The 19,891-nt window shown below is 43.7% G+C and carries 18 protein-coding genes and 1 riboswitch; of the genes, 15 read left to right on the top strand and 3 right to left on the bottom strand.

Annotated features, from left to right (window positions below):
• Positions 1 to 73: 73 nt before the first annotated feature.
• The 14 genes from argC to KHB02_RS16075 all read left to right on the top strand — a co-directional run bounded on the left by argC (position 74) and on the right by KHB02_RS16075 (position 17,321).
• Positions 74 to 1,111 (top strand): N-acetyl-gamma-glutamyl-phosphate reductase, encoded by a 1,038-nt coding sequence (gene argC / locus KHB02_RS16140; protein ID WP_213146679.1) that lies wholly within the window; start codon positions 74 to 76, stop codon positions 1,109 to 1,111.
• 57 nt (positions 1,112 to 1,168) lie between these two features.
• Positions 1,169 to 2,404 (top strand): bifunctional ornithine acetyltransferase/N-acetylglutamate synthase, encoded by a 1,236-nt coding sequence (gene argJ, locus KHB02_RS16135; RefSeq protein WP_213146680.1) that lies wholly within the window; start codon positions 1,169 to 1,171, stop codon positions 2,402 to 2,404.
• Between the two features lie 15 nt (positions 2,405 to 2,419).
• Positions 2,420 to 3,217, top strand: a complete 798-nt coding sequence (gene argB, locus KHB02_RS16130) for an acetylglutamate kinase (protein WP_213146681.1) — start codon at positions 2,420 to 2,422, stop codon at positions 3,215 to 3,217.
• Positions 3,217 to 4,416 carry an acetylornithine transaminase gene (locus KHB02_RS16125; RefSeq protein WP_213146682.1) on the top strand — a complete coding sequence of 400 codons (1,200 nt, stop codon included), beginning with the start codon at positions 3,217 to 3,219 and terminating at the stop codon, positions 4,414 to 4,416. Before argB ends, KHB02_RS16125 begins: the two co-directional genes overlap by 1 nt.
• A 6-nt stretch (positions 4,417 to 4,422) precedes the next feature.
• Positions 4,423 to 5,499: a carbamoyl phosphate synthase small subunit gene (locus KHB02_RS16120; protein ID WP_213146683.1), complete on the top strand. Its 1,077-nt coding sequence runs from the start codon at positions 4,423 to 4,425 to the stop codon at positions 5,497 to 5,499.
• Positions 5,486 to 8,719: a carbamoyl-phosphate synthase (glutamine-hydrolyzing) large subunit gene (carB, locus tag KHB02_RS16115; RefSeq protein WP_213146684.1), complete on the top strand. Its 3,234-nt coding sequence runs from the start codon at positions 5,486 to 5,488 to the stop codon at positions 8,717 to 8,719. The genes KHB02_RS16120 and carB overlap by 14 nt, the downstream gene beginning before the upstream one ends.
• Positions 8,703 to 9,671 (top strand): ornithine carbamoyltransferase, encoded by a 969-nt coding sequence (argF, locus tag KHB02_RS16110; RefSeq protein WP_213146685.1) that lies wholly within the window; start codon positions 8,703 to 8,705, stop codon positions 9,669 to 9,671. The genes carB and argF overlap by 17 nt, the downstream gene beginning before the upstream one ends.
• 79 nt (positions 9,672 to 9,750) lie before the next feature.
• On the top strand, positions 9,751 to 10,968 hold the full coding sequence (locus KHB02_RS16105; protein ID WP_213146686.1) for an argininosuccinate synthase: 1,218 nt from the start codon (positions 9,751 to 9,753) through the stop codon (positions 10,966 to 10,968).
• Between the two features lie 78 nt (positions 10,969 to 11,046).
• Entirely contained in the window at positions 11,047 to 12,423 is a 1,377-nt protein-coding gene (gene argH, locus KHB02_RS16100; protein WP_213146687.1) for an argininosuccinate lyase, read from the top strand.
• A gap of 188 nt (positions 12,424 to 12,611) precedes the next feature.
• Positions 12,612 to 13,469 (top strand): carbon-nitrogen hydrolase family protein, encoded by an 858-nt coding sequence (locus tag KHB02_RS16095; RefSeq protein ID WP_213146688.1) that lies wholly within the window; start codon positions 12,612 to 12,614, stop codon positions 13,467 to 13,469.
• Between the two features lie 18 nt (positions 13,470 to 13,487).
• The gene (locus KHB02_RS16090) at positions 13,488 to 14,150 is read left to right on the top strand and encodes a GNAT family N-acetyltransferase (RefSeq protein ID WP_213146689.1); all 663 of its coding nucleotides are present in this window, start codon (positions 13,488 to 13,490) and stop codon (positions 14,148 to 14,150) included.
• A 22-nt stretch (positions 14,151 to 14,172) separates the two neighbouring features.
• Positions 14,173 to 14,844 carry a GNAT family N-acetyltransferase gene (locus KHB02_RS16085; RefSeq protein ID WP_213146690.1) on the top strand — a complete coding sequence of 224 codons (672 nt, stop codon included), beginning with the start codon at positions 14,173 to 14,175 and terminating at the stop codon, positions 14,842 to 14,844.
• A gap of 76 nt (positions 14,845 to 14,920) precedes the next feature.
• Positions 14,921 to 15,032: riboswitch (SAM riboswitch) on the top strand.
• 66 nt (positions 15,033 to 15,098) lie between these two features.
• A complete protein-coding gene (locus KHB02_RS16080) occupies positions 15,099 to 16,334 on the top strand; it encodes a homoserine dehydrogenase (RefSeq protein WP_213146691.1) in 1,236 nt (411 codons plus the stop codon).
• A 492-nt stretch (positions 16,335 to 16,826) separates the two neighbouring features.
• Positions 16,827 to 17,321, top strand: coding sequence for a DoxX family protein (locus tag KHB02_RS16075; RefSeq protein ID WP_213146778.1), 495 nt, complete (start codon positions 16,827 to 16,829; stop codon positions 17,319 to 17,321).
• Between the two features lie 149 nt (positions 17,322 to 17,470).
• Here KHB02_RS16075 and KHB02_RS16070 read toward each other — a convergent pair whose 3' ends face one another.
• The 3 genes from KHB02_RS16070 to KHB02_RS16060 form a co-directional block, all read right to left on the bottom strand.
• Positions 17,471 to 17,653 (bottom strand): YfhD family protein, encoded by a 183-nt coding sequence (locus KHB02_RS16070; RefSeq protein ID WP_213118038.1) that lies wholly within the window; start codon positions 17,651 to 17,653, stop codon positions 17,471 to 17,473.
• 114 nt (positions 17,654 to 17,767) lie between these two features.
• Complete coding sequence (locus KHB02_RS16065) at positions 17,768 to 17,896, bottom strand: YfhE family protein (RefSeq protein ID WP_213118037.1); 129 nt, start codon at positions 17,894 to 17,896, stop codon at positions 17,768 to 17,770.
• A 95-nt stretch (positions 17,897 to 17,991) separates the two neighbouring features.
• Complete coding sequence (locus KHB02_RS16060) at positions 17,992 to 18,891, bottom strand: TIGR01777 family oxidoreductase (protein ID WP_213146692.1); 900 nt, start codon at positions 18,889 to 18,891, stop codon at positions 17,992 to 17,994.
• 77 nt (positions 18,892 to 18,968) lie between these two features.
• Between KHB02_RS16060 and recX the strand changes: the two genes are divergently transcribed.
• Complete coding sequence (gene recX / locus KHB02_RS16055; protein ID WP_213146693.1) at positions 18,969 to 19,796, top strand: recombination regulator RecX; 828 nt, start codon at positions 18,969 to 18,971, stop codon at positions 19,794 to 19,796.
• The last annotated feature ends 95 nt before the right edge of the window (positions 19,797 to 19,891 follow it).

Below are 19,891 nucleotides of genomic sequence, written 5' to 3'. Positions count from 1 at the left end.
ATTTTTGCATTGAATAATTATATATATGGATGTATAATAATTCATTATTAACGGTACTTAGGAGTTGAAAGAATTGAAAGCAGCGATTATTGGTGGAACAGGATATGGAGCAATCGAGCTAATTAGATTAATCCAAAAGCATCCATATTTGGAGGTTGGTTCAGTTATTTCTAACTCTCAAGCAGGAAGTAACTTTAGTGAAAGCTATCCGCATTTGTCGGAGATTATAGAACAACCCTTGGAAAAGTTTGATGTTCAAAATATTGCTAAAGAAAATGAGATTGTATTTTTAGCTACGCCATCCGGTGTCAGCAGTAACCTTGTCCCTCAATTGAAGGAGACTGGTATAAAATGTATCGACCTATCTGGAGATTTCAGGTTGAGGTCACCGGAAGTATATGAAACTTGGTATAAGCATTCACCGGCACCTGAAAATTATTTGAATGAAGCGGTATATGGCTTAAGTGAAATTTATGGAGAAAATATTAAAAATGCGAACCTAATTTCGAATCCAGGCTGCTATCCAACAGCATCTACGCTGGGATTAATTCCTATCTTGAAATCAAACCTTGCAGACAGCGATTCTATCATAATTGACGCAAAGTCGGGTGTAAGCGGAGCAGGACGGGGACTTTCTCTCACCAGCCATTACGCCGAAATCAATGAAAACCTAAAGGCATATAAACTAGGCGCACATCAGCACATTCCGGAGATCGAACAGGTCCTTACAGACGAAAGCGGCCAACCAATAACGATTTCTTTTGCAACACATTTGGTGCCAATGACTCGAGGAATTATGTGTTCCATTTATTTGAAACTAAAAGAAAAGGTTACTACCGAAGATGTTCATCAAATATATGATGAATTTTATAAAAATAAACCATTTGTAAGGGTAAGGCCAGTCGGAAAAGTGCCAGCAACTAAAGAAGTTTGGGGAAGCAACTATTGCGATATCGGCCTGCATGTTGACCCACGGACCAACCGCCTGACCATCATATCCGTTATTGACAACTTAGTAAAAGGGGCGGCAGGGCAAGCAATCCAAAATGCAAATATAATGAACGGCTGGGATGAGCGGGCAGGTCTTCAAGATATCCCGATGTATCCATAATAAATTGATAGTTAACTAGTTTGATTGAATACGAACAAGGGAACCATAAAGGGGGAAATGACATTGACACAAGCAACATCAACCAATGAAATCATTATTTTAGAAAATGCAGGAATAACATTACCACAGGGATACAAAGCAGGCGGAATGCACTGCGGAGTGAAAAGAAAAAAACTTGATTTGGCCTATATTGTGTCAGAGGTTCCCGCTGATGTGGCTGGAGTATATACAACCAACTTATTCCAAGCGGCTCCATTATTAGTAACACAAGAAAGCATCTCAAAAGAAAATAAGACTCAAGCAATCATTGTCAATTCTGGTAACGCCAACGCCTGCACAGGGGAGCAAGGGATTCAAGACGCTTACCAGATGCAAAAGGAGTTTGCAGGTCAATTAAATATTCAAGAGCACCTAGTCTCCGTCACTTCAACAGGAGTGATTGGCGAATTACTGCCAATGGATAAGATAACGACAGGAATTAGTCAAATCCTTCAACCCGAGTTTGAAGCAGAGGAGAACTTCCTGCAGGCAATCCTAACTACCGACACTTGCGCAAAGCACGTAGGCGTTCAGTTTACAATTGACGGCAAAACTGTCAGCATCGGCGGGGCAGCAAAAGGCTCCGGCATGATCCATCCAAACATGGCAACCATGCTTGGCTTTGTCACAACGGATGCAAACATTGCCCATGAAGATCTTTTATCAGCACTTAGAGAAGTTACCAACCAAACTTTCAATATGATTACAGTTGATGGTGATACAAGTACGAATGACATGGTTCTGGTCATGGCAAATGGATTAGCTGGAAATGACCAGCTTACCAAAGACCATCCAGATTGGGATATATTCGTAAACGGATTAAAAGTTGTCAGTGAAACCCTTGCTAAAAAAATTGCCCGTGACGGTGAAGGGGCAACAAAGCTTGTTGAGGTTCAAGTAAATGGTGCTTTGAAGGCAGAAGATGCGAGAGCAGTTGGGAAATCGATTATTTCTTCTAACCTTGTAAAAACAGCGATCTACGGAACAGATGCCAACTGGGGAAGAATTGTGACGGCAATTGGGTACAGCGGTGTCCCTGTTGAACCAAACTTGGTAAAGGTTTCATTAGGCTCCATTCCTGTATTTGAAAACGGGCTGCCTTGTCCGTTTGATGAAGCAGAAGCAAAGAGTTACCTAGAACAAGAAACAGTACAAATTTTTGTAGAGTTAAACCAAGGAAATAGCAGTGCAACCGCCTGGGGATGCGACTTAACTTATGATTACGTAAAAATCAACGCATCCTACCGCACTTAAGGAGGCTTTTTGAAAATGAAATACTTAGTCATTAAGTGTGGCGGAAGTGTGTTAGAAAATCTGCCAAGGTCATTTTATGAAGATATTATAAAAATGAAGGAAGCAGGCGAATGGACTCCGGTTATTGTCCATGGCGGCGGCCCATTAATCAATCAACTATTAAAAAGTTTAAATATAGAAACTAAATTTGTGAACGGACTTCGAGTAACCAACCATGATGTCCTTGACATCGTGGAAATGGTATTAAGCGGCATGGTCAATAAGCAGGTTGTTAGAAATATCGCCGAAGTCGGCGGCACCGCATTTGGTGTCAGCGGCGTAGATGGCAGCTTGTTAAAAGCTGAACCAACAGCAGACGCCCAAACCCTTGGATTCGTCGGGGAAGTTGTTGAAGTAAATAAAAATGTGATTGAGGGAATCGTCAGTCAAGGCTATATCCCAGTCATTTCTCCAATCGGAATTGACGCAAACGGCCAGCGCTACAACATCAATGGCGATATCGCGGCGTCTGCCATCGCCAAGGAGCTCCAGGCTAACCTTTGCTTTATCAGCGACATCCCAGGAATCCTGGTCGAAGAAGATGGAGCCAAGAAGAAGCTTGATAAAGTTTCTAAAGCAATTATCGAAGAATTAATCGAAAACAAAACCATTTACGGCGGAATGATTCCAAAGGTAAAAGCAGCCATCGATGGACTTGTCCATAACATTAGTGAAGTGGCCATCATCAACGGTTTTGAAAAAAGCAGCTTACTAGATTACGTGAACGGAAAAAATACAGGAACAAAAATTGTTTTAGAAGAGGAGATAGCGTAATGACAGCCAATAATACCGTCTCTCAACTTTCACCGGTAATGCCAACCTACGGACGTTTCCCTGTCACTCTCGAAAAAGGCAAAGGAAGCTACGTCTGGGACGATAAAGGCACAAAATATTTAGATTTTACCTCCGGGATCGCAACCTGCAACCTGGGCCATGTACCGGATGCTATAAAAGAAACACTCGAAGAACAGCTGCAAAATCTTTGGCACTGTTCAAATTTATACAATATTCCAAACCAAGAAAAACTGGCAGCACTCCTTGCAGCCAACAGCTGCGGCGATCAAGTGTTTTTCTGCAACAGCGGAGCGGAAGCAAACGAGGCAGCGATTAAGTTGGCAAGAAGATACGCAAACAAAGTAAAAGGGAGCGGCTCATCGACAGTCGTGACCTTCAAGCAATCCTTCCACGGCCGAACATTAGCGACCTTAACGGCAACCGGTCAGGAAAAAATTCAAAACGGTTTTGCGCCATTGATGCCAGGTTTCAGCTACCTGCCTTACAACGACATGGAAGCACTTGAAGAGCTTGGCGAATTAAAGCCAGCCGCTGTTCTTCTCGAACTTGTCCAAGGTGAGGGCGGCGTTATTCCAGCCTTCCCGGAATGGGTACAAAAGCTCGACCAGATTTGTAAGGAAAACGGGATTCTTCTGATGGTTGACGAAATCCAAACCGGCATCGGCCGTACAGGAACCCTTTTTGCCTACCAACAATACAACATTGAACCGGATGTTATCAGCGTTGCTAAAGGTCTTGGCTCTGGATTCCCAATCGGCGCCATTATTGCCAAGGAAGAAGCGGCAAAAGGATTTGAACCAGGCAGCCACGGCAGCACATTTGGCGGCAACCCGCTGGCAACAGCAGCAGGGCTGGCAACCGTTACACATATACTTGAAAACGACATACTTACCAGCGCGAACAAAATGGCAGAGTATCTCGATCAACAGCTTGAGAACCTGTCAACAAAATACGCGTTTATTAAAGAAACCCGCGGCAAAGGGCTTTTAAAAGGCTTGGTCGTTGACACTGATGCTTCAGCGATAGTCAAAAAAGCCATCGAGAACCAGCTGTTAATTTTAACAGCAGGCCCGAATGTGGTTAGAATTCTGCCGCCGTTAACTGTTACAAAAGACGAAATCAACGAATTTATTATAAAACTGAAAAAGGCGTTCCAAAGTTTAGAGAAAGGCGAGTGAGGTAAGTTGGAACAGGGATATCTTACTTTGGAAACGGGAGAAGTATTTGAAGGTGTGCTAATCGGCGCAAATAAGGAATCTCTCGGGGAAGTAGTTTTTAATACAAGCATGACCGGCTATCAGGAAATTATCACTGACCCGTCCTACGCTGGACAAATCATTACATTTTGCTATCCAATTATCGGAAACTATGGAATCAACGCCTTGGATGATGAAAGTATTTCACCGGCACTTGCGGGGGTTGTCATTGGTGACTTATGTGAAACACCGAGTCATTATCAATCCTTTCAAAAGTTTTCCGACAAACTAAAACAGGCCGGCGTTCCCGGAATCGTGAATGTCGATACAAGACTTCTAGTCAAAACAATCCGCAGCCGCGGTACCGTTAAGGGCTTCATCAGCAAAAAGGCTGAAGCAAGCTTCACGAAAGAAGAAAAAGCACCATTATGGGTAGACCAAGTATCCACGAAAAAGGTGCAATTTTTCAAAAACAATGGCCCGCATGTGGTCTTAATGGATTTCGGTTATAAAAAATCAATTCTTACCGCTCTTTTAGCAGAAAATTGCGCGGTAACGGTTGTTCCTTACAACACACCTTTTGAAAAAATTAAATCTTTAGATCCGGATGGTGTCCTCATCAGCAACGGCCCTGGGGACCCGATGTCATTGCAAAAATGGTTCCCGGAAATCAAGAAAATCAGCCAGAACTATCCAACACTAGGCATTTGCCTGGGACACCAGCTTATTGCCCTTGCTTACGGAGCTAAAACAGAAAAGCTTGCCTATGGTCATCGCGGCGGCAATCACCCGGTAAAAGAATTAATGACCGGAAAGGTAAAAATCACCGCCCAGAACCATGGCTACGTAGTCGTCGACAACAGCATCGACGAAAAGGTATTCAATGTCACCTACCGAAATGTGAATGACAAGTCCATTGAAGGACTAACACATAAAAACTATCAAATTCAAACCGTGCAATTTCATCCGGAAGCACACCCGGGACCAAGCGACACCGCTTATATTTTAACAGAATTCGTAAGCAAGATTGCTTCAGTGGGAGAGACACGTTATGCCATTAAATAAAAACCTGAAAAAAGTACTAGTCATCGGATCAGGCCCGATTGTCATCGGGCAGGCTGCAGAATTTGATTATGCAGGAACGCAGGCGTGTATCGCCCTGAAGGAAGAGGGACTTGAGGTTGTCCTCATCAATAACAACCCGGCGACCATCATGACAGACGAGGCAGTTGCCGATAAGGTATATATTGAACCCCTTAATGTAGAAACGATTGAAAAAATCATTCAAAAGGAAAAACCTGACGGGGTCATTGGTACCCTAGGCGGGCAAACAGGCTTGAACTTAACCGTTGAATTATTTGAGCAAAAAATTCTTGAAAAATATAATGTGGAGCTTCTTGGAACTTCGGTTGCCTCCATCAAAAACGGCGAGGATCGCGAGAAGTTCCGGAACTTGATGCTGCAAATCGGCGAACCGATTCCGGAATCAGCGATCATTCACACGTACGACGAAGGCCTTGCATTCGTTAACGAAATCGGCTATCCAGTTATTATCCGCCCTGCCTATACGCTCGGTGGAGATGGCGGCGGTTTTGCCTATAACGAAGAAGACCTTGAGATCGTTTTGAAGAAAGGTTTGGCAGCCAGCCCGATTCATCAAGTATTAGTGGAAAAAAGCATCAAGGGCTGGAAGGAAATTGAATATGAGGTCATGCGGGATGCCAATGATACATGTATCATCGTTTGTAATATGGAAAACATGGACCCAGTCGGCGTTCATACAGGCGACTCGATTGTCGTTGCTCCTTCACAAACATTAACAGATGTTCAGTATCAAATGCTCCGTGACGTTTCTATAAAGGTTATCAGAGAATTAGAGATTATCGGGGGCTGCAACATTCAGTTCGCACTCCATCCGGAATCCAACGAATATTACATCATCGAAGTAAATCCAAGGGTCAGCCGTTCATCGGCACTCGCCTCCAAAGCAACCGGTTATCCGATTGCAAGGATGGCGGCCAAATGTGCAATTGGCTATCACTTGGATGAGATTGTGAATCCGATAACAGGCAATACCTTTGCCTCGTTTGAACCGGCAATTGATTATATTGTGGTAAAACTGCCGCGCTTCCCGTTTGATAAGTTCCCGGAAGCAGACCGGACACTAGGGACGCAAATGAAAGCTACCGGCGAAGTCATGGCGATTGACCGTACTTTTGAAGGTGCCCTAAACAAGGCAATCCGCTCGATGGAAATGAATGTATACGGTCTTTGCAAAGAAGCAAATCAAGCTTTAGAAGAAACTGCCCTGGTACAGCTTTTGGAAACGGCCAATGATCAGCGCCTGTTTATCATTGCCGAAGCATTCCGAAGAGGCATGACGCTTGAACAGGTACAGCAGCTAACTCAGATTGACCCGTGGTTTTTACACAAAATTAGCTCTATCGTGGCCCTGGAAAAGGAATTGGCTAGTTTCCAATGGAACGAAGTGCCTGACACACTCCTGAAGAAAGCCAAGCGCACCAATGTTGGTGATAAGCTATTGTCGCAAATCTATGGTGTTCCTGAAAAAGAAATTAGAAGCAAGCGTAAAGAACTAAACCTGAAACCAGGCTATAAGATGGTTGATACCTGCTCCGCAGAATTTGACGCCGTAACGCCATATTATTACTCTACTTGGCACGGCTTTGATGAGGTGGAAGCTGAAGATTTGCCGAAAATCCTTGTCATCGGTTCAGGTCCAATCCGAATCGGTCAGGGAATCGAATTCGATTATTGTTCTGTACACGCCGCTAAGGCTATCAAGAAAAAAGGCTATCAGGCGGTTGTTATCAATAATAACCCGGAAACAGTCAGTACGGATTACTCCGTTGCCGACAGCCTTTACTTTGAACCTCTTGCTGCCGAGGATGTTCTGCATGTGATTGAAAAAGAACAGATTGAAGGCGTCCTGATTCAGTTCGGCGGGCAGACAGCTATTAATCTTGCCCATGAGTTAGAAGCAGAGGGAGTCAAAATTTTAGGAACTTCTGTAAAACATGTCGATCAACTCGAAGACCGAAAAGAATTTTATCAGCTCTTAGAGGAACTAGAAATTCCGCATATCGAAGGGAAAACAGCTGAAAATGCTAAGGAATTGCTCAATGCGGCAACAAACCTTGGTTACCCGGTACTTGTAAGACCGTCTTACGTAATCGGCGGACAGTCCATGTTTACCATTTTTTCAGAGGAAGAATTAATTGGTTACATTCAGCAGCTTGAAAAAAATTCAAACGAAAAAATGTGGCCATTATTAGTAGATAAATATATGCCAGGATTAGAGTGTGAAATTGATGTTATCAGTGACGGTAACGATATTGTCGTTCCTGGAATATTTGAACATATTGAAAAAGCAGGGGTCCACTCCGGTGACAGTATCTCCGTATTCCCGCCGATTTCGTTAACAGCAGATACGAAAGAGACGCTAATCGAGTACGGTGCCAAAATTGCCAAGGCGACCTCCATCATCGGCATGATGAATATCCAATTCGTCGTCTATGAAAATATCGTCTATTGTTTGGAAGTGAATCCGCGTTCGTCAAGAACGGTGCCGATTATCAGCAAGGTTACGGGCGTTCCAATGATTGAATGGGCCGTACGAGTTCAATTAGGAGAGACTCTTAAGGATGTTAGTCAAACAACAGGTTTGCTTCCTGAACCGGCATACTATTCCGTAAAAGCACCAATTTTTTCATCAAGCAAGTTAAAGGGTGTTGACCATGTGCTTGGTCCGGAAATGAAGTCAACCGGTGAGGTGCTTGGTATGGGTGGAACTTTCCAGGAGGCTCTCAATAAGGCACTTCCTTCCATAGGTGGAACGGCCGGAGAAGATTACCTGTTATGCTCCATTTCTGACCGTGAGAAAGCAGGAAGCCTGCCAATTCTAAAAGAGCTTGCAGGAAAATGGAAGCTTGCCGCAACAGAAGGCACTGCAGCCTTTTTAGCAGCCAATGGCATCGTTGTCGAGACTGTTGTGAAAAACGACCAGGATGTGAATGACCTGTTCAAAAAGCAAAACATGAAAGCTGTAATCAATATGCCAAATCAAGGACGGAACAAACAGAAATTTGGCTTTTATATCCGCGAGCAGGCGATCCGCTATAAGGTGCCGGTGTACACCCATCTTGATACGGTGAAAGCAATCCTCGACTTGCAAAAAACGGTGGCAGCAGATTTTACAGTTCATACTGTAAGTGAGTTTTATCAATTGGAAAAGGAAGGTGCGGTTCATGTTAGAAGCCGTTAAATTAAATTCAAATAAATTACAGCTGAAGGGGAAGGATTTCCTTCAGCTGGCTGATTATACAACAGAAGAAATTCTTTATATGCTGGAAGTGGCCCAGGAATTAAAGGCCCAGCAAAAGCAAGGGAAGCCGCACCCGCATTTGGGCGGCAAGGTCCTGGGAATGATTTTTGAAAAATCATCTACACGTACAAGAGTATCCTTTGAGGTAGGAATGCTGCAGCTAGGCGGGCATGCGATTTTTTTAAGTTCAAGAGATATCCAGATTGGCCGCGGGGAAAGCATTTCTGACACAGCAAAGGTCTTATCGCGCTATGTCGACGGCATTATGATTCGTACGTTTGCACACGAGACGGTTGAAGAATTAGCAGAGCATGCGACCGTTCCGGTTATTAACGGCTTAACTGACCTGCAGCACCCGACACAGGTCCTGGCCGATTTATTAACCATTTTAGAGAAAAAAGGGAAATTAGCGGGCTTAAAGCTTGCCTATGTGGGCGACGGAAATAACAATATGGCTCATTCATTAATGGAAGGTGCTGCAAAAGTAGGCATGGATATCAGCATCGCCAGCCCGTCCGGATATATGCCAAATGAGAAAATTAACGAAAGAGCCCTCAAGTTTGGGCAACAAACAGGAAGTACCGTTACAATTACAAACAATCCACAGGAAGCGGTTAAAGATGCAGATGTGATCGTAACAGATGTTTGGACCAGCATGGGGCAGGAAGAAGAAACGGCAAAACGCCTTGAGGCATTCCAAAGCTATCAAGTGAATACAGAACTATGCAAGCTGGCAAAAGACGACTATCTTTTCTTACATTGTCTGCCTGCACACCGCGGCGAAGAGGTAACTGCAGAAATTATCGATGGCCCTCATTCCGTTGTTTTTGATGAAGCAGAGAACCGTCTTCATGCACAAAAAGCAATTTTAAAACTTTTACTAGAGAAATAGACTTTCTTTTTTTGAAATTTGTTGTATAATAATACCGTTGAATGAATTTAAATACACAGTAATGTAAGGAGCGTTTAAAATGGCAAAGGAAAAAATCGTATTAGCCTATTCAGGCGGTTTAGATACATCAGTTTCGGTTAAATGGATCCAAGAAAAATATGGCTATGATGTCATCGCGCTAGGACTTGATGTCGGCGAAGGAAAAGACTTGGAAGCTATTAAAAATAAGGCATTAAATGTTGGCGCTATTAAAGCTATCATGGTAGATGCTAAAGAAATGCTAGCAAAGGATTATATTATCCCTGCATTAAAAGCTAACTGCTTATATGAAGGCAAGTACCCACTATCCTCTGCGCTATCAAGACCATTAATTTCAAAATTATTGGTTGATGTAGCGGAGCAGGAAGGAGCAGCAGCGGTGGCCCATGGTTGTACTGGTAAAGGAAACGACCAAGTCCGCTTTGAAGTTTCCGTGCAAGCCTTAAACCCAAGTCTAAAGGTGGTTGCACCAGTTCGTGAATGGGGTATGACCCGTGATGAAGAAATCGCCTATGCACAGGAGCATGGGATTCCGATTCCAGTTGATTTAGACAATCCATTCTCAATTGACGCCAACATTTGGGGCCGTGCCTGCGAAGCAGGAGTTCTCGAGGATCCTTGGGCAGAAGCTCCTGAGGCAGCATACGATTGGACCAACCCAATTGAATTAGCTCCAGATCAGGCTGAATATATTGAAATCGAATTTGAACAAGGTGTTCCTGTAGCCCTTAATGGTGAAACTTTACCGCTTGTTCAATTGATCGAAACATTAAATGCCCTTGGCGGCAAACATGGTGTCGGCCGTATCGACCACATCGAAAATAGATTAGTAGGGATTAAATCCCGTGAAGTATACGAAAACCCAGCAGCACTTATTTTAATCAATGCTCACAAAGAATTGGAGTTCTTGACATTACCACGTGAAGTAACTCAATTCAAAACACAGGTAGACCAGCAAATGGCGAAAATCATTTATGAAGGTCTTTGGTATTCACCATTAAAACCAGCGCTTGATGCGTTTATCGACGAAACTCAAAAGGTTGTTTCCGGAACCATCCGCGTGAAGCTTCATAAGGGTAACCATACGGTTGTCGGCCGTAAATCCGTTCATAGTCTTTACAATGAAGAGCTTGCTACTTATACAAAAGGCGATGCTTTTGATCATAATGCAGCAGTTGGTTTCATTAAGCTTTGGGGTCTGCCAACAAAGGTATATACTGAGGTTAATAAAAAAGAAGAATCAGTTGTAAAGCAATAATTTGGGATTGAAAATAAATTCGGAGTGCCCTCGAAGTTGTTTCGGGGGCAATCTTCTTACATTTAGGAGGAGCAAGTGATGTCTAAGCTATGGGGCGGACGTTTTACGAAGGAAACTAACAAACTAGTAGAAGAGTTTACAGCTTCGATTTCCTTTGACCAAAAACTGGCCAAGGAAGATATTGCAGGCAGCCTTGCCCATGTGCAGATGCTTGGTGAATGTGGCATCATTCCAGTGGAGGATGCAGAAAAAATTAAAAATGGCCTTCTATTGATTAAGGAAAAAGTAGACCGCGGCGAGGTCGAATTTTTAGTTGAAGATGAAGACATTCATATGAATATTGAAAGACAGCTAATCGAAGAGATTGGACCGGTTGGCGGAAAACTCCACACAGGCCGCAGCCGGAACGACCAAGTGGCGACGGATATGCATCTTTATTTAAGAACAAAGACAACTGAACTGATCACGTTGGTGGAAGAGGTTCAGCAGGCGATTATCGGACAAGCGAAGGAGCATGTGGAAACGCTGATTCCGGGCTATACCCATTTGCAGCGCGCGCAGCCTGTTTCATTCGCCCACCACTTAATGGCGTATTTTTGGATGTTTGAACGCGATAAGGAGAGACTGTTGGATTCGCTGAAACGCGTGAACTGGCTTCCGCTTGGTTCCGGTGCGTTGGCAGGAACAACTTTCCCGATTAACCGTGGGATTGTTGCCGAGCAATTGGGCTTTGAAACCATTTATCCGAATAGCATGGATGCCGTCAGCGACCGCGACTTTATCCTTGAATTCCTGTCGATTGGCTCGATTATCATGACACATATTTCTCGTCTTTCAGAGGAATTGGTTATTTGGTCAAGCCAGGAATTTCAGTTTGTTGAGCTCGATGATTCGTTCTGTACAGGATCAAGCATCATGCCGCAGAAAAAGAATCCTGACGTACCGGAGCTGCTGCGCGGAAAAACAGGCCGCACGTATGGCAATTTGATTGGCTTGCTGACTGTGTTGAAAGGACTGCCGCTCGCTTATAACAAGGACCTCCAGGAAGACAAGGAGGGAATGTTTGATACGGTGGCAACCCTAGAAGGCTCATTGAAGCTTTTGGCACCGATGATTGAAACAATGACTGTTCGCAAGGATGTCATGCGAAAAGCCATCAATAATGACTTCTCTAATGCTACTGACATTGCCGATTACCTCGTTCGCAAAGGATTGCCATTCCGCGAGGCTCATGAAGTGATTGGAAAAATTGTTCTTTACTCGATTCAATCCGGCAAATTCCTATTGGATTTAACACTGGACGAATATCAGCAGTTCAGTACGCTGTTTGAAGAGGATATTTACGTTGTTTTGGCGCCAGAGCATGTGGTGGCGGTCCGAAATAGCTTTGGCGGTACCTCACCAGAGCAGGTAAGAGAGCAAATTAAACTTGCTGAGGGAAAACTAGAGCAGTAAGCTGTTTAATAGGTAACTAAATTACCTTTTGGGAAAGAAATTAGTAGGATATCTACATTAAAGCCAGCGCCCCTGCTGGCTTTTTATCTACTTTCATATTTGGAATGCATTTCATTTGTATAAAGTGCTAGATTATAAGATAATTCAATATGGAATCTATCTTCCAATAACTTACCTGGAGGCGAAAAATGAAACTTAGAGTATCTGTTGTTCAGTACCATCTTCACACAATCAACTCATTTGCGGAATTTGCCGCTCAATGTGAGCATTATATAAAAACCGCCGAAGAATTCGGGGCTGAATTTGTCCTTTTTCCTGAATTCTTTACTACGCAACTACTTTCCATTGGAAATGGCCAGGGACAAAGCCTGACCATCAATGACCTGCCTAGCTTTACTAACCAATACCGTGAACTATTTATCAAATTTGCAAAAGAAACCAACATGCACATCATCGCGGGGACCCATGTCCTTGAAAAGGATGGCAAGCTTTACAATACTGCTCATTTATTTTACCCAGACGGCCGCGTCGGCGAGCAGGCTAAACTGCATATCACACCAACCGAGGTTAACGAATGGAATATGGCAGCAGGGGACTCGTTTCAAATTTTTGAAACAGAAAAAGGAAAAATTGCTCTGTTAACCTGCTATGATATTGAATTCCCGGAAATCGTCCGGATGGCGAAGGCGAAGGGCGCCGATGTTATTTTCTGTCCATCCTGCACGGACGATCGTCACGGCTTCCACCGCGTCCGTTACACGAGCCATGCCCGAGCGATTGAAAATCAGGTATATGTAGTATTAACCGGAACGGTTGGCGCGCTGCCGACGGTTGATTTCATGCGGGCAAACTTTGGCCAGGCCGTCATTATCACTCCAAACGACATTCCGTTCCCGCCAAAAGGGCTTTTAGTAGAAGGGGAAATCAACAACGACATGGTCGTAACAGCCGATCTTGACCTGGAACTGCTATACGAAGTTCGCGAGCGTGGTTCTGTGACCACCTGGCGCGACCGCCGCACTGATTTATATACAGATTGGAATTAAAACGAGGGAGGCCTTTTCATGTATCGCAGTGAATTTTACGTTTATGATCAGGACCGGCCGCTGCCGGTTTGTATACGTAATTACACAATGGAGGACTTTGATCAGCTTATCGAAATCCAGTCCGAATGCTTCCCGCCTCCTTTTCCATCCGAGCTTTGGTGGAATGAAGAACAATTAACGAATCATGTGACACTGTTTCCGGAAGGGGCATTATGCGTTGAAATCAATGGAGAATTGGCGGGCTCCCTGACCGGAGTTTGTGTCGAGTTGGACCCGTCTAATCACAGCCATACATGGGAAGAAGTGACCGACCACGGCTATATCCGCAACCATAATCCGAACGGCAACACCCTCTACATTGTCGATATCAGCGTCCGTCCGAAGTACCGTAAGCTGGGACTCGGAAAATTAATGATGCATGCCATGTATCATGTGGTCATTGAAAAAGGGTATGACCGTCTTCTTGGCGGCGGGCGGATGCCGGGCTATCATAAAGTGGCTGAAAAAATGACGCCGGAAGAGTATCTCGACGCTGTCATAAAGGGCGAGCTGAAGGATCCTGTCATCAGCTTTCTCCTTCGCTGCGGACGTGTGCCAATCGGTGTCGCCAGAAACTATTTAGAGGATGAAGAATCCCTTAACAATGCGGCATTAATGGAATGGAAGAACCCGTTTAAATAATTTATAAGGGGAATCAGAACCAATGGAATTTAAACGCATTACCAATATCGAAGACCCCAATTTTAAAAAGCTTCACGATTTAATGGGACAGATTTTTCCACCGGAAGAGGTCCTAGATTATGAATTGTGGAAAGAACCGTTAGAAGACCCAAGTATCCGCGTGTTCGTTGCCGTCGATCAGGACCAGGTCGTCGGTGCGACTGAGTACCGCTATTATCCTGACTGGAATATTGCGATGACCGACTTCACGATCATCAGCAAACCAGGTCTCTCGCTTGGCCGATTTTTAGCTGAAAATCGTCTAAAAGACTTAAAACAGCTTGCTGCCCAAAACGGTACGGAGCTGTTCGGAATGTTTGCCGAAATCTATGACCCATACCGTGTAGAGCACCACGAATTTGGCGGTGTGAAGGTCATGGACCCGTACGTGCGCCGTGAGGTTCTGTCACATTTAGGCTATAAGCGTCTTGACCTTGCCTATGTTCACCCGTCTTGGGAAAACAATGGGGAAGCTGTGTCCGGGCTGGATCTATGCTTCATGCCGATTAAGGAAGAAATCGCCGAAATACCGGCATCACTTGTCAAAGACTTTCTAACTACCTATTATTCTGTGCTTTCCAATAAACCACAGGAATGGCTGGACATGGTTGAGAAATTAGCAGCAAAAGAAACGGTCGCCCTTTTGCCACTTTAATATTGACAACTCTTGAAAATTCAGATAATATACTTTTTATATATATTTTGAAATTTAATGAAAAATCAAATAAATACTCTTATCCAGAGCGGCGGAGGGACTAGGCCCGATGAAGCCCGGCAACCTTCAAGGTATTCCTTGAAAAGGTGCTAATTCCTGCAGGTTATTTGTAGCCTGATAGATAAGAGGAGGAATAGAGCCCTCTTCTTATGAAGAGGGTTTTTATTTTTCAAAAAAATAAAGGGGTGGCAGACATGTCTGTAATTAATGTGGCAATTCTCGGGTTCGGTACGGTAGGTGAAGGGGTTTATCGGACCATTCAATCACATAGCAATGAGCTGGCGGCAGAATTAGGGAAGGAAGTAGAGGTTGCTGCCGTCCTTGTTAGAAATAAGCAAAAGCCGCGGGATATTAGCGGGAATGTTCTGCTGACAACGGACTTCGAAGAAATTCTGCAATTGCCGAAGCTTGATGTCGTGATTGAATGCATCGTGGATAAAGACCCGACTTTTTCCTACTTGAAAAAAGCAATCCAACGGGGCTGCCACATCATTACAGCGAATAAGGAGATGTTTGCCCACCACGGGAATGAGCTTATCGAGTTGGCAGAACAGCATCAGGTGTCGGTTGGTTTTGAGGCGACAGTGGCTGGAGGGATTCCGGTCATTCAAACGCTCGGTCAGCTTTTAAAAATTAATCGTGTCCAGCGGATCCTGGGAATCCTCAATGGAACGTCCAATTTCATCTTGACCGAAATGAGGGATAAACGGCAGTCATTTGCCGAAAGCTTGTTGCGGGCGCAGGAAAATGGCTATGCCGAGGCGGATCCGACCAATGACGTGGAAGGCTATGATGCTTTTTATAAAACAATGATCTTAAGCAGGCTGGCATTTGGAGAAGAGCCTGACTGGCGTGATGTTGAACGGGTTGGGATTACGTCTATTACGAGTGAATTGATTGAAGCAGCGCAAAACTTAGGGTTACGGTTTAAACATATTGCGAGCATCTGGAAGTCGGGCACCCGCATCCAGGCATCGGTGAAGCCGGTTCTGGTCGGCTCTGAGCACCCTTTTTACCATGTTGAGGGAGTGGAGAATGCGGTAAATGTAAAATCTGATATCGTTGGTGAAATCACCCTTCAAGGACCGGGCGCAGGCATGTACCCAACGGCTAGTGCCATAATCGAGGATTTGGTCCACGTATGTCAAAGCCACGTGCCGAAGTCTAATTATTTGAAAACCTCAGGGGAGGACATTGAGTTGAAAAATGAACACCAGAGGGAGTACTGGCTGGTCCAGGGTCTGGTCCAAAAATATGGCAGTCCCGCGATTACCCTGGTGGATGAAATCTCTGAGGGAATCTTTGTCCTAAAGGGTTCCAAAAAGGATATCGAGCAGCTTGCGCAAAGGCAACCATCGGTTCAATATTTTTCGATTCTGGGTAATGAAGAATTCCTGGTGAGGGGTATTGAGGAAGCGAAGGCATTATAGGGTTGGATTGAGGGGCATCTTTTATGTGATGCTCCTTTTGTTATGAATGGACATTCATTTATCCAGTGTTTTTTCCACATCTAAAATCCTGTATTTATAGGTAGTCCACAATGTTATGCACATTATCCACAATTTTGAAAGCGGTTATCCACCGTTAGTTATTAACAGAAAAGCTGATTGTAAAAATCAGGTTTTATAAGGGGGGAGCTGATGTTGTCTACATTATAAACATTGTTCACAAAAGAGGAGGGGGAACTTGCTGTATTGCGTTCACAATCTCTTCATATATCTAACATTAATATGTTAAGAAACTGTGAAAGCCGTTGTTTTTTCAATAGCAGGAGAGTATATTAAAAGTGTAAAGAAGATAGTGAAGCAATTCACAAAGACTTCCTTACAAGACACAGCTAGCTGATCAATCCCTTTCATAAGGGAATAACTTAAAGTTAAATTTGTGAAATACTTCACAATAAAACTATGGAGATGATTATGATGAGATGGTACAAAACTCCTTACGCAGCGGTTGTTTGGACAGTATTACGTGTTTGGCTTGGATTACAATGGATAGAAGCAGGTTATCATAAGTTAACTGGTGGTTTCGATGCTACAGGATTCCTAAAAGGAGCAATGGCGGCAGCAACTGGCGAACACCCTGCGGTTCAAGCATGGTATGCAGATTTCTTACAGCAATTCGCTATGCCTAACGTGGGAATTTTTAATACATTAATACCTTGGGGAGAAATGTTAGTCGGTCTTGGTTTAATCGTTGGTTTAGCCACAATCCCAGCCTTGATTGCCGGTGCATTTATGAACTTGAACTTTATGCTGGCAGGTACGACAAGCACGAACCCAATTCTTTATACAGCCGCAATGATTCTGTTATTCGCAGGTGCAGGAGCTTACTACTTCGGACTTGACCGATATGCAGTTCCTTTTATCAAAGGCTATTTCAAAAAAGCTCATGTAAATGAGGTAAAAACGCAATAAGGCAGTACCAATTAATAATCGTTAACTCCCCCTTTAAATACATTAAAGAAGCAGGAATCCTGCTTCTTCTTTTTTTAGCTAAAAGTATAAATTCAACTACGCCTCATGAACCGTCCTCTCGGACTCGCCAATCGGCGAGTTTTCATTTATTATTTGCGATTTCTGACGCGCTGATTTGCCGCATTTGCGCGCGCCATTGCTTCTAAGTCAGCTCCATCAGCCATTTCCTTGGAGAATTCTACATCTTGTCCATCTGATTTCATATTTTTCGGTACTTGAGGAAGTGAGGCTTTGTTTTTGTCACGACTCTTATGTCCATGTGAACGGCCCATTAAAAAAACCCCTTTCATTTTATCGCTAGTGGAGCAAAAGGCCTGCTCCCTTTACTAGCATTTGCAAATGGCAAGGGGTCCATTAATGGAAAAATTATATAAAGTTTTTAGTTGTTATCTTTTACGTTTCGTGTAGCCGCCGGCCCGGTCCGCCATTTTAAACTCATGGCCGTACGCGACCTCCTGCATACTTGTTAAATTAGTTCTTTCCCGATCCTTATTGCGCTTCTTATTTTCTGACATCATGCTCATTCCTTTCAACTATTTGAATTAGGTAAAAATGGTACATAATGTACACTTCACCATTTTTGCCTTATCGATGAGGAAAGATACTGTCTTTAGGAAAATATATTTTTCAGCGCAGGTTTTAAATCTGGATATTGGAAGGTGTAGCCGGATTCCAAGAGTTTGGCTGGCAGCACTTTTTGACCATCGATCACCAGTGTGCTCATTTCCCCTAATAGAGTTTTTAAGGCAAAGCTAGGCACTGGAAGCCAGTTCGGCCGCTTGAGAACTTCGCTTAGCACTTTGCCGAATTCATTCATGGTGACAGGATTTGGGGCTGTAAAGTTAACCGGACCTTGAATTTTTTCATTTTCGATGATAAAGAGTATAGCCTTAACAACATCGTCAATATGAATCCAGGACATCCACTGCTTTCCTGTGCCGATAGGCCCGCCAATAAACGATTTATAAGGGAGTGCGATTTTTGGCAGGGCACCTTCTGCTTTATCAAGGACGATGCCAAATCTGCAAAAAACAGTCCGAATCCCGATTTCTGTGGCCTTTGCGGCTTCGTTTTCCCATTCCATGACTGTACATGACAGGAAGTCATCGCTGCTGCCTTTGTTTTCTTCTGAAAAAGTCTTCTTGAATGAGGTCCCGTAATACCCGACCGCACTGGCGTTGATTAATGCTTTTGGCCTTGGGTTTAATTCGTTCATAATTTTTAGAAGCTCATGGACGGCTTCGAGCCGGCTGTTCAAGATTGTTTGCTTTCTTTGTTCGGTCCAGCGGCCGCTGTTTATGGATTCGCCAGCTAGGTTGATGATGATATCTGTTCCTGCTAGGGACGGGGCAGGGTTTGAGTTTGCTTGCAGCCATTGGACATATTGAACGCTGGGGCCATCCTGATTTGAGTTTCGCGTTAAAACAATGACCTGATGGCCGTTTTTGGTTAATTCATGTACAAGTGCTTTACCAACAAAGCCTGTTCCGCCTGCAATCGCTATTTTCATTTTTTCCGCCCTCCTTATTACCTTTATTTTATTATATTTTTTGACCAATATGGTAAATTAGAGTGGGGGTGACCGTGATGGCTATAATTACAAAAATCACCACGCAGCAAAAAAATATAGACCGTTTTAATATTTTTATGGATTACGGCAAAGGTGAACAGTTTGCCTTTAGTGTTGACAGTGATGTTCTGATTAAATTTGGCTTAAAAAAAGGGATGGAAGTGGATGAATTTTCTCTTTTAGAAATTCAATATCAAGACGACATCCGAAAAGCCTACAATTTAGCAGTTCATTACCTGGCAAGGCGAATAAGGTCGGAGAAAGAAATCCGAGACTATCTTGTTGAAAAAGAAATGGAAGAGCCAGTTGTAAATGAAGTGATTCATAAGCTGACAGCTCAGAAATACATAAATGACAGGGAATTTGCCTTCGCCTATGTGCGGACACAGGCAAATACCACGGATAAAGGCCCAGATGTGGTCAAGCAGGAACTGAAACAAAAGGGGATTAGCGAGGTAATTTTGGTTGAGGCGCTAAAGGAATTTCCGCGAGAACAGCAAATCGAAAAGGCCGTGAAGCTTTGCGAGAAGTTTTTCAAAAAGGGATCTAAGGATTCGCTACGGATTCAAAAACAAAAGCTGGAACAAATGCTGCTTCGTAAGGGATATTCGTTTGAGGTTATTCAGATTGCGCTTGAGGATGCGGGTACGATGAGAGCAGATGCTGCTGTTGACGATGATGGCAATGGTGGTAGCGAGCTTGAAGCGATCCGTTATCAAGGGGAAAAGGCCGTTCGGAAATACTCGCAATATAACGGTTTTGAATTCGAGCAAAAAATGAAACAGGCACTTTATCGGAAAGGCTTTTCCATGGAGTTGATTGAAAAGTACTTGTCTGAGTTGTAAAAGACAATATGCTATCTCCTTTAGAAGCAAAATGTCTATTAAGAGGCTTTTTAAAGACAAAATAGTCGTCGGAGAGTATGAAAATGTCTAATAAG

It is taken from the genome of Neobacillus citreus (genome assembly GCF_018343545.2).
Classification (GTDB): Bacteria; Bacillota; Bacilli; order Bacillales; family Cytobacillaceae; genus Neobacillus; species Neobacillus citreus.
The sequence above is the reverse complement of the archived record's forward strand: the minus strand, read 5'-3'. Positions and strand labels throughout refer to the sequence as shown.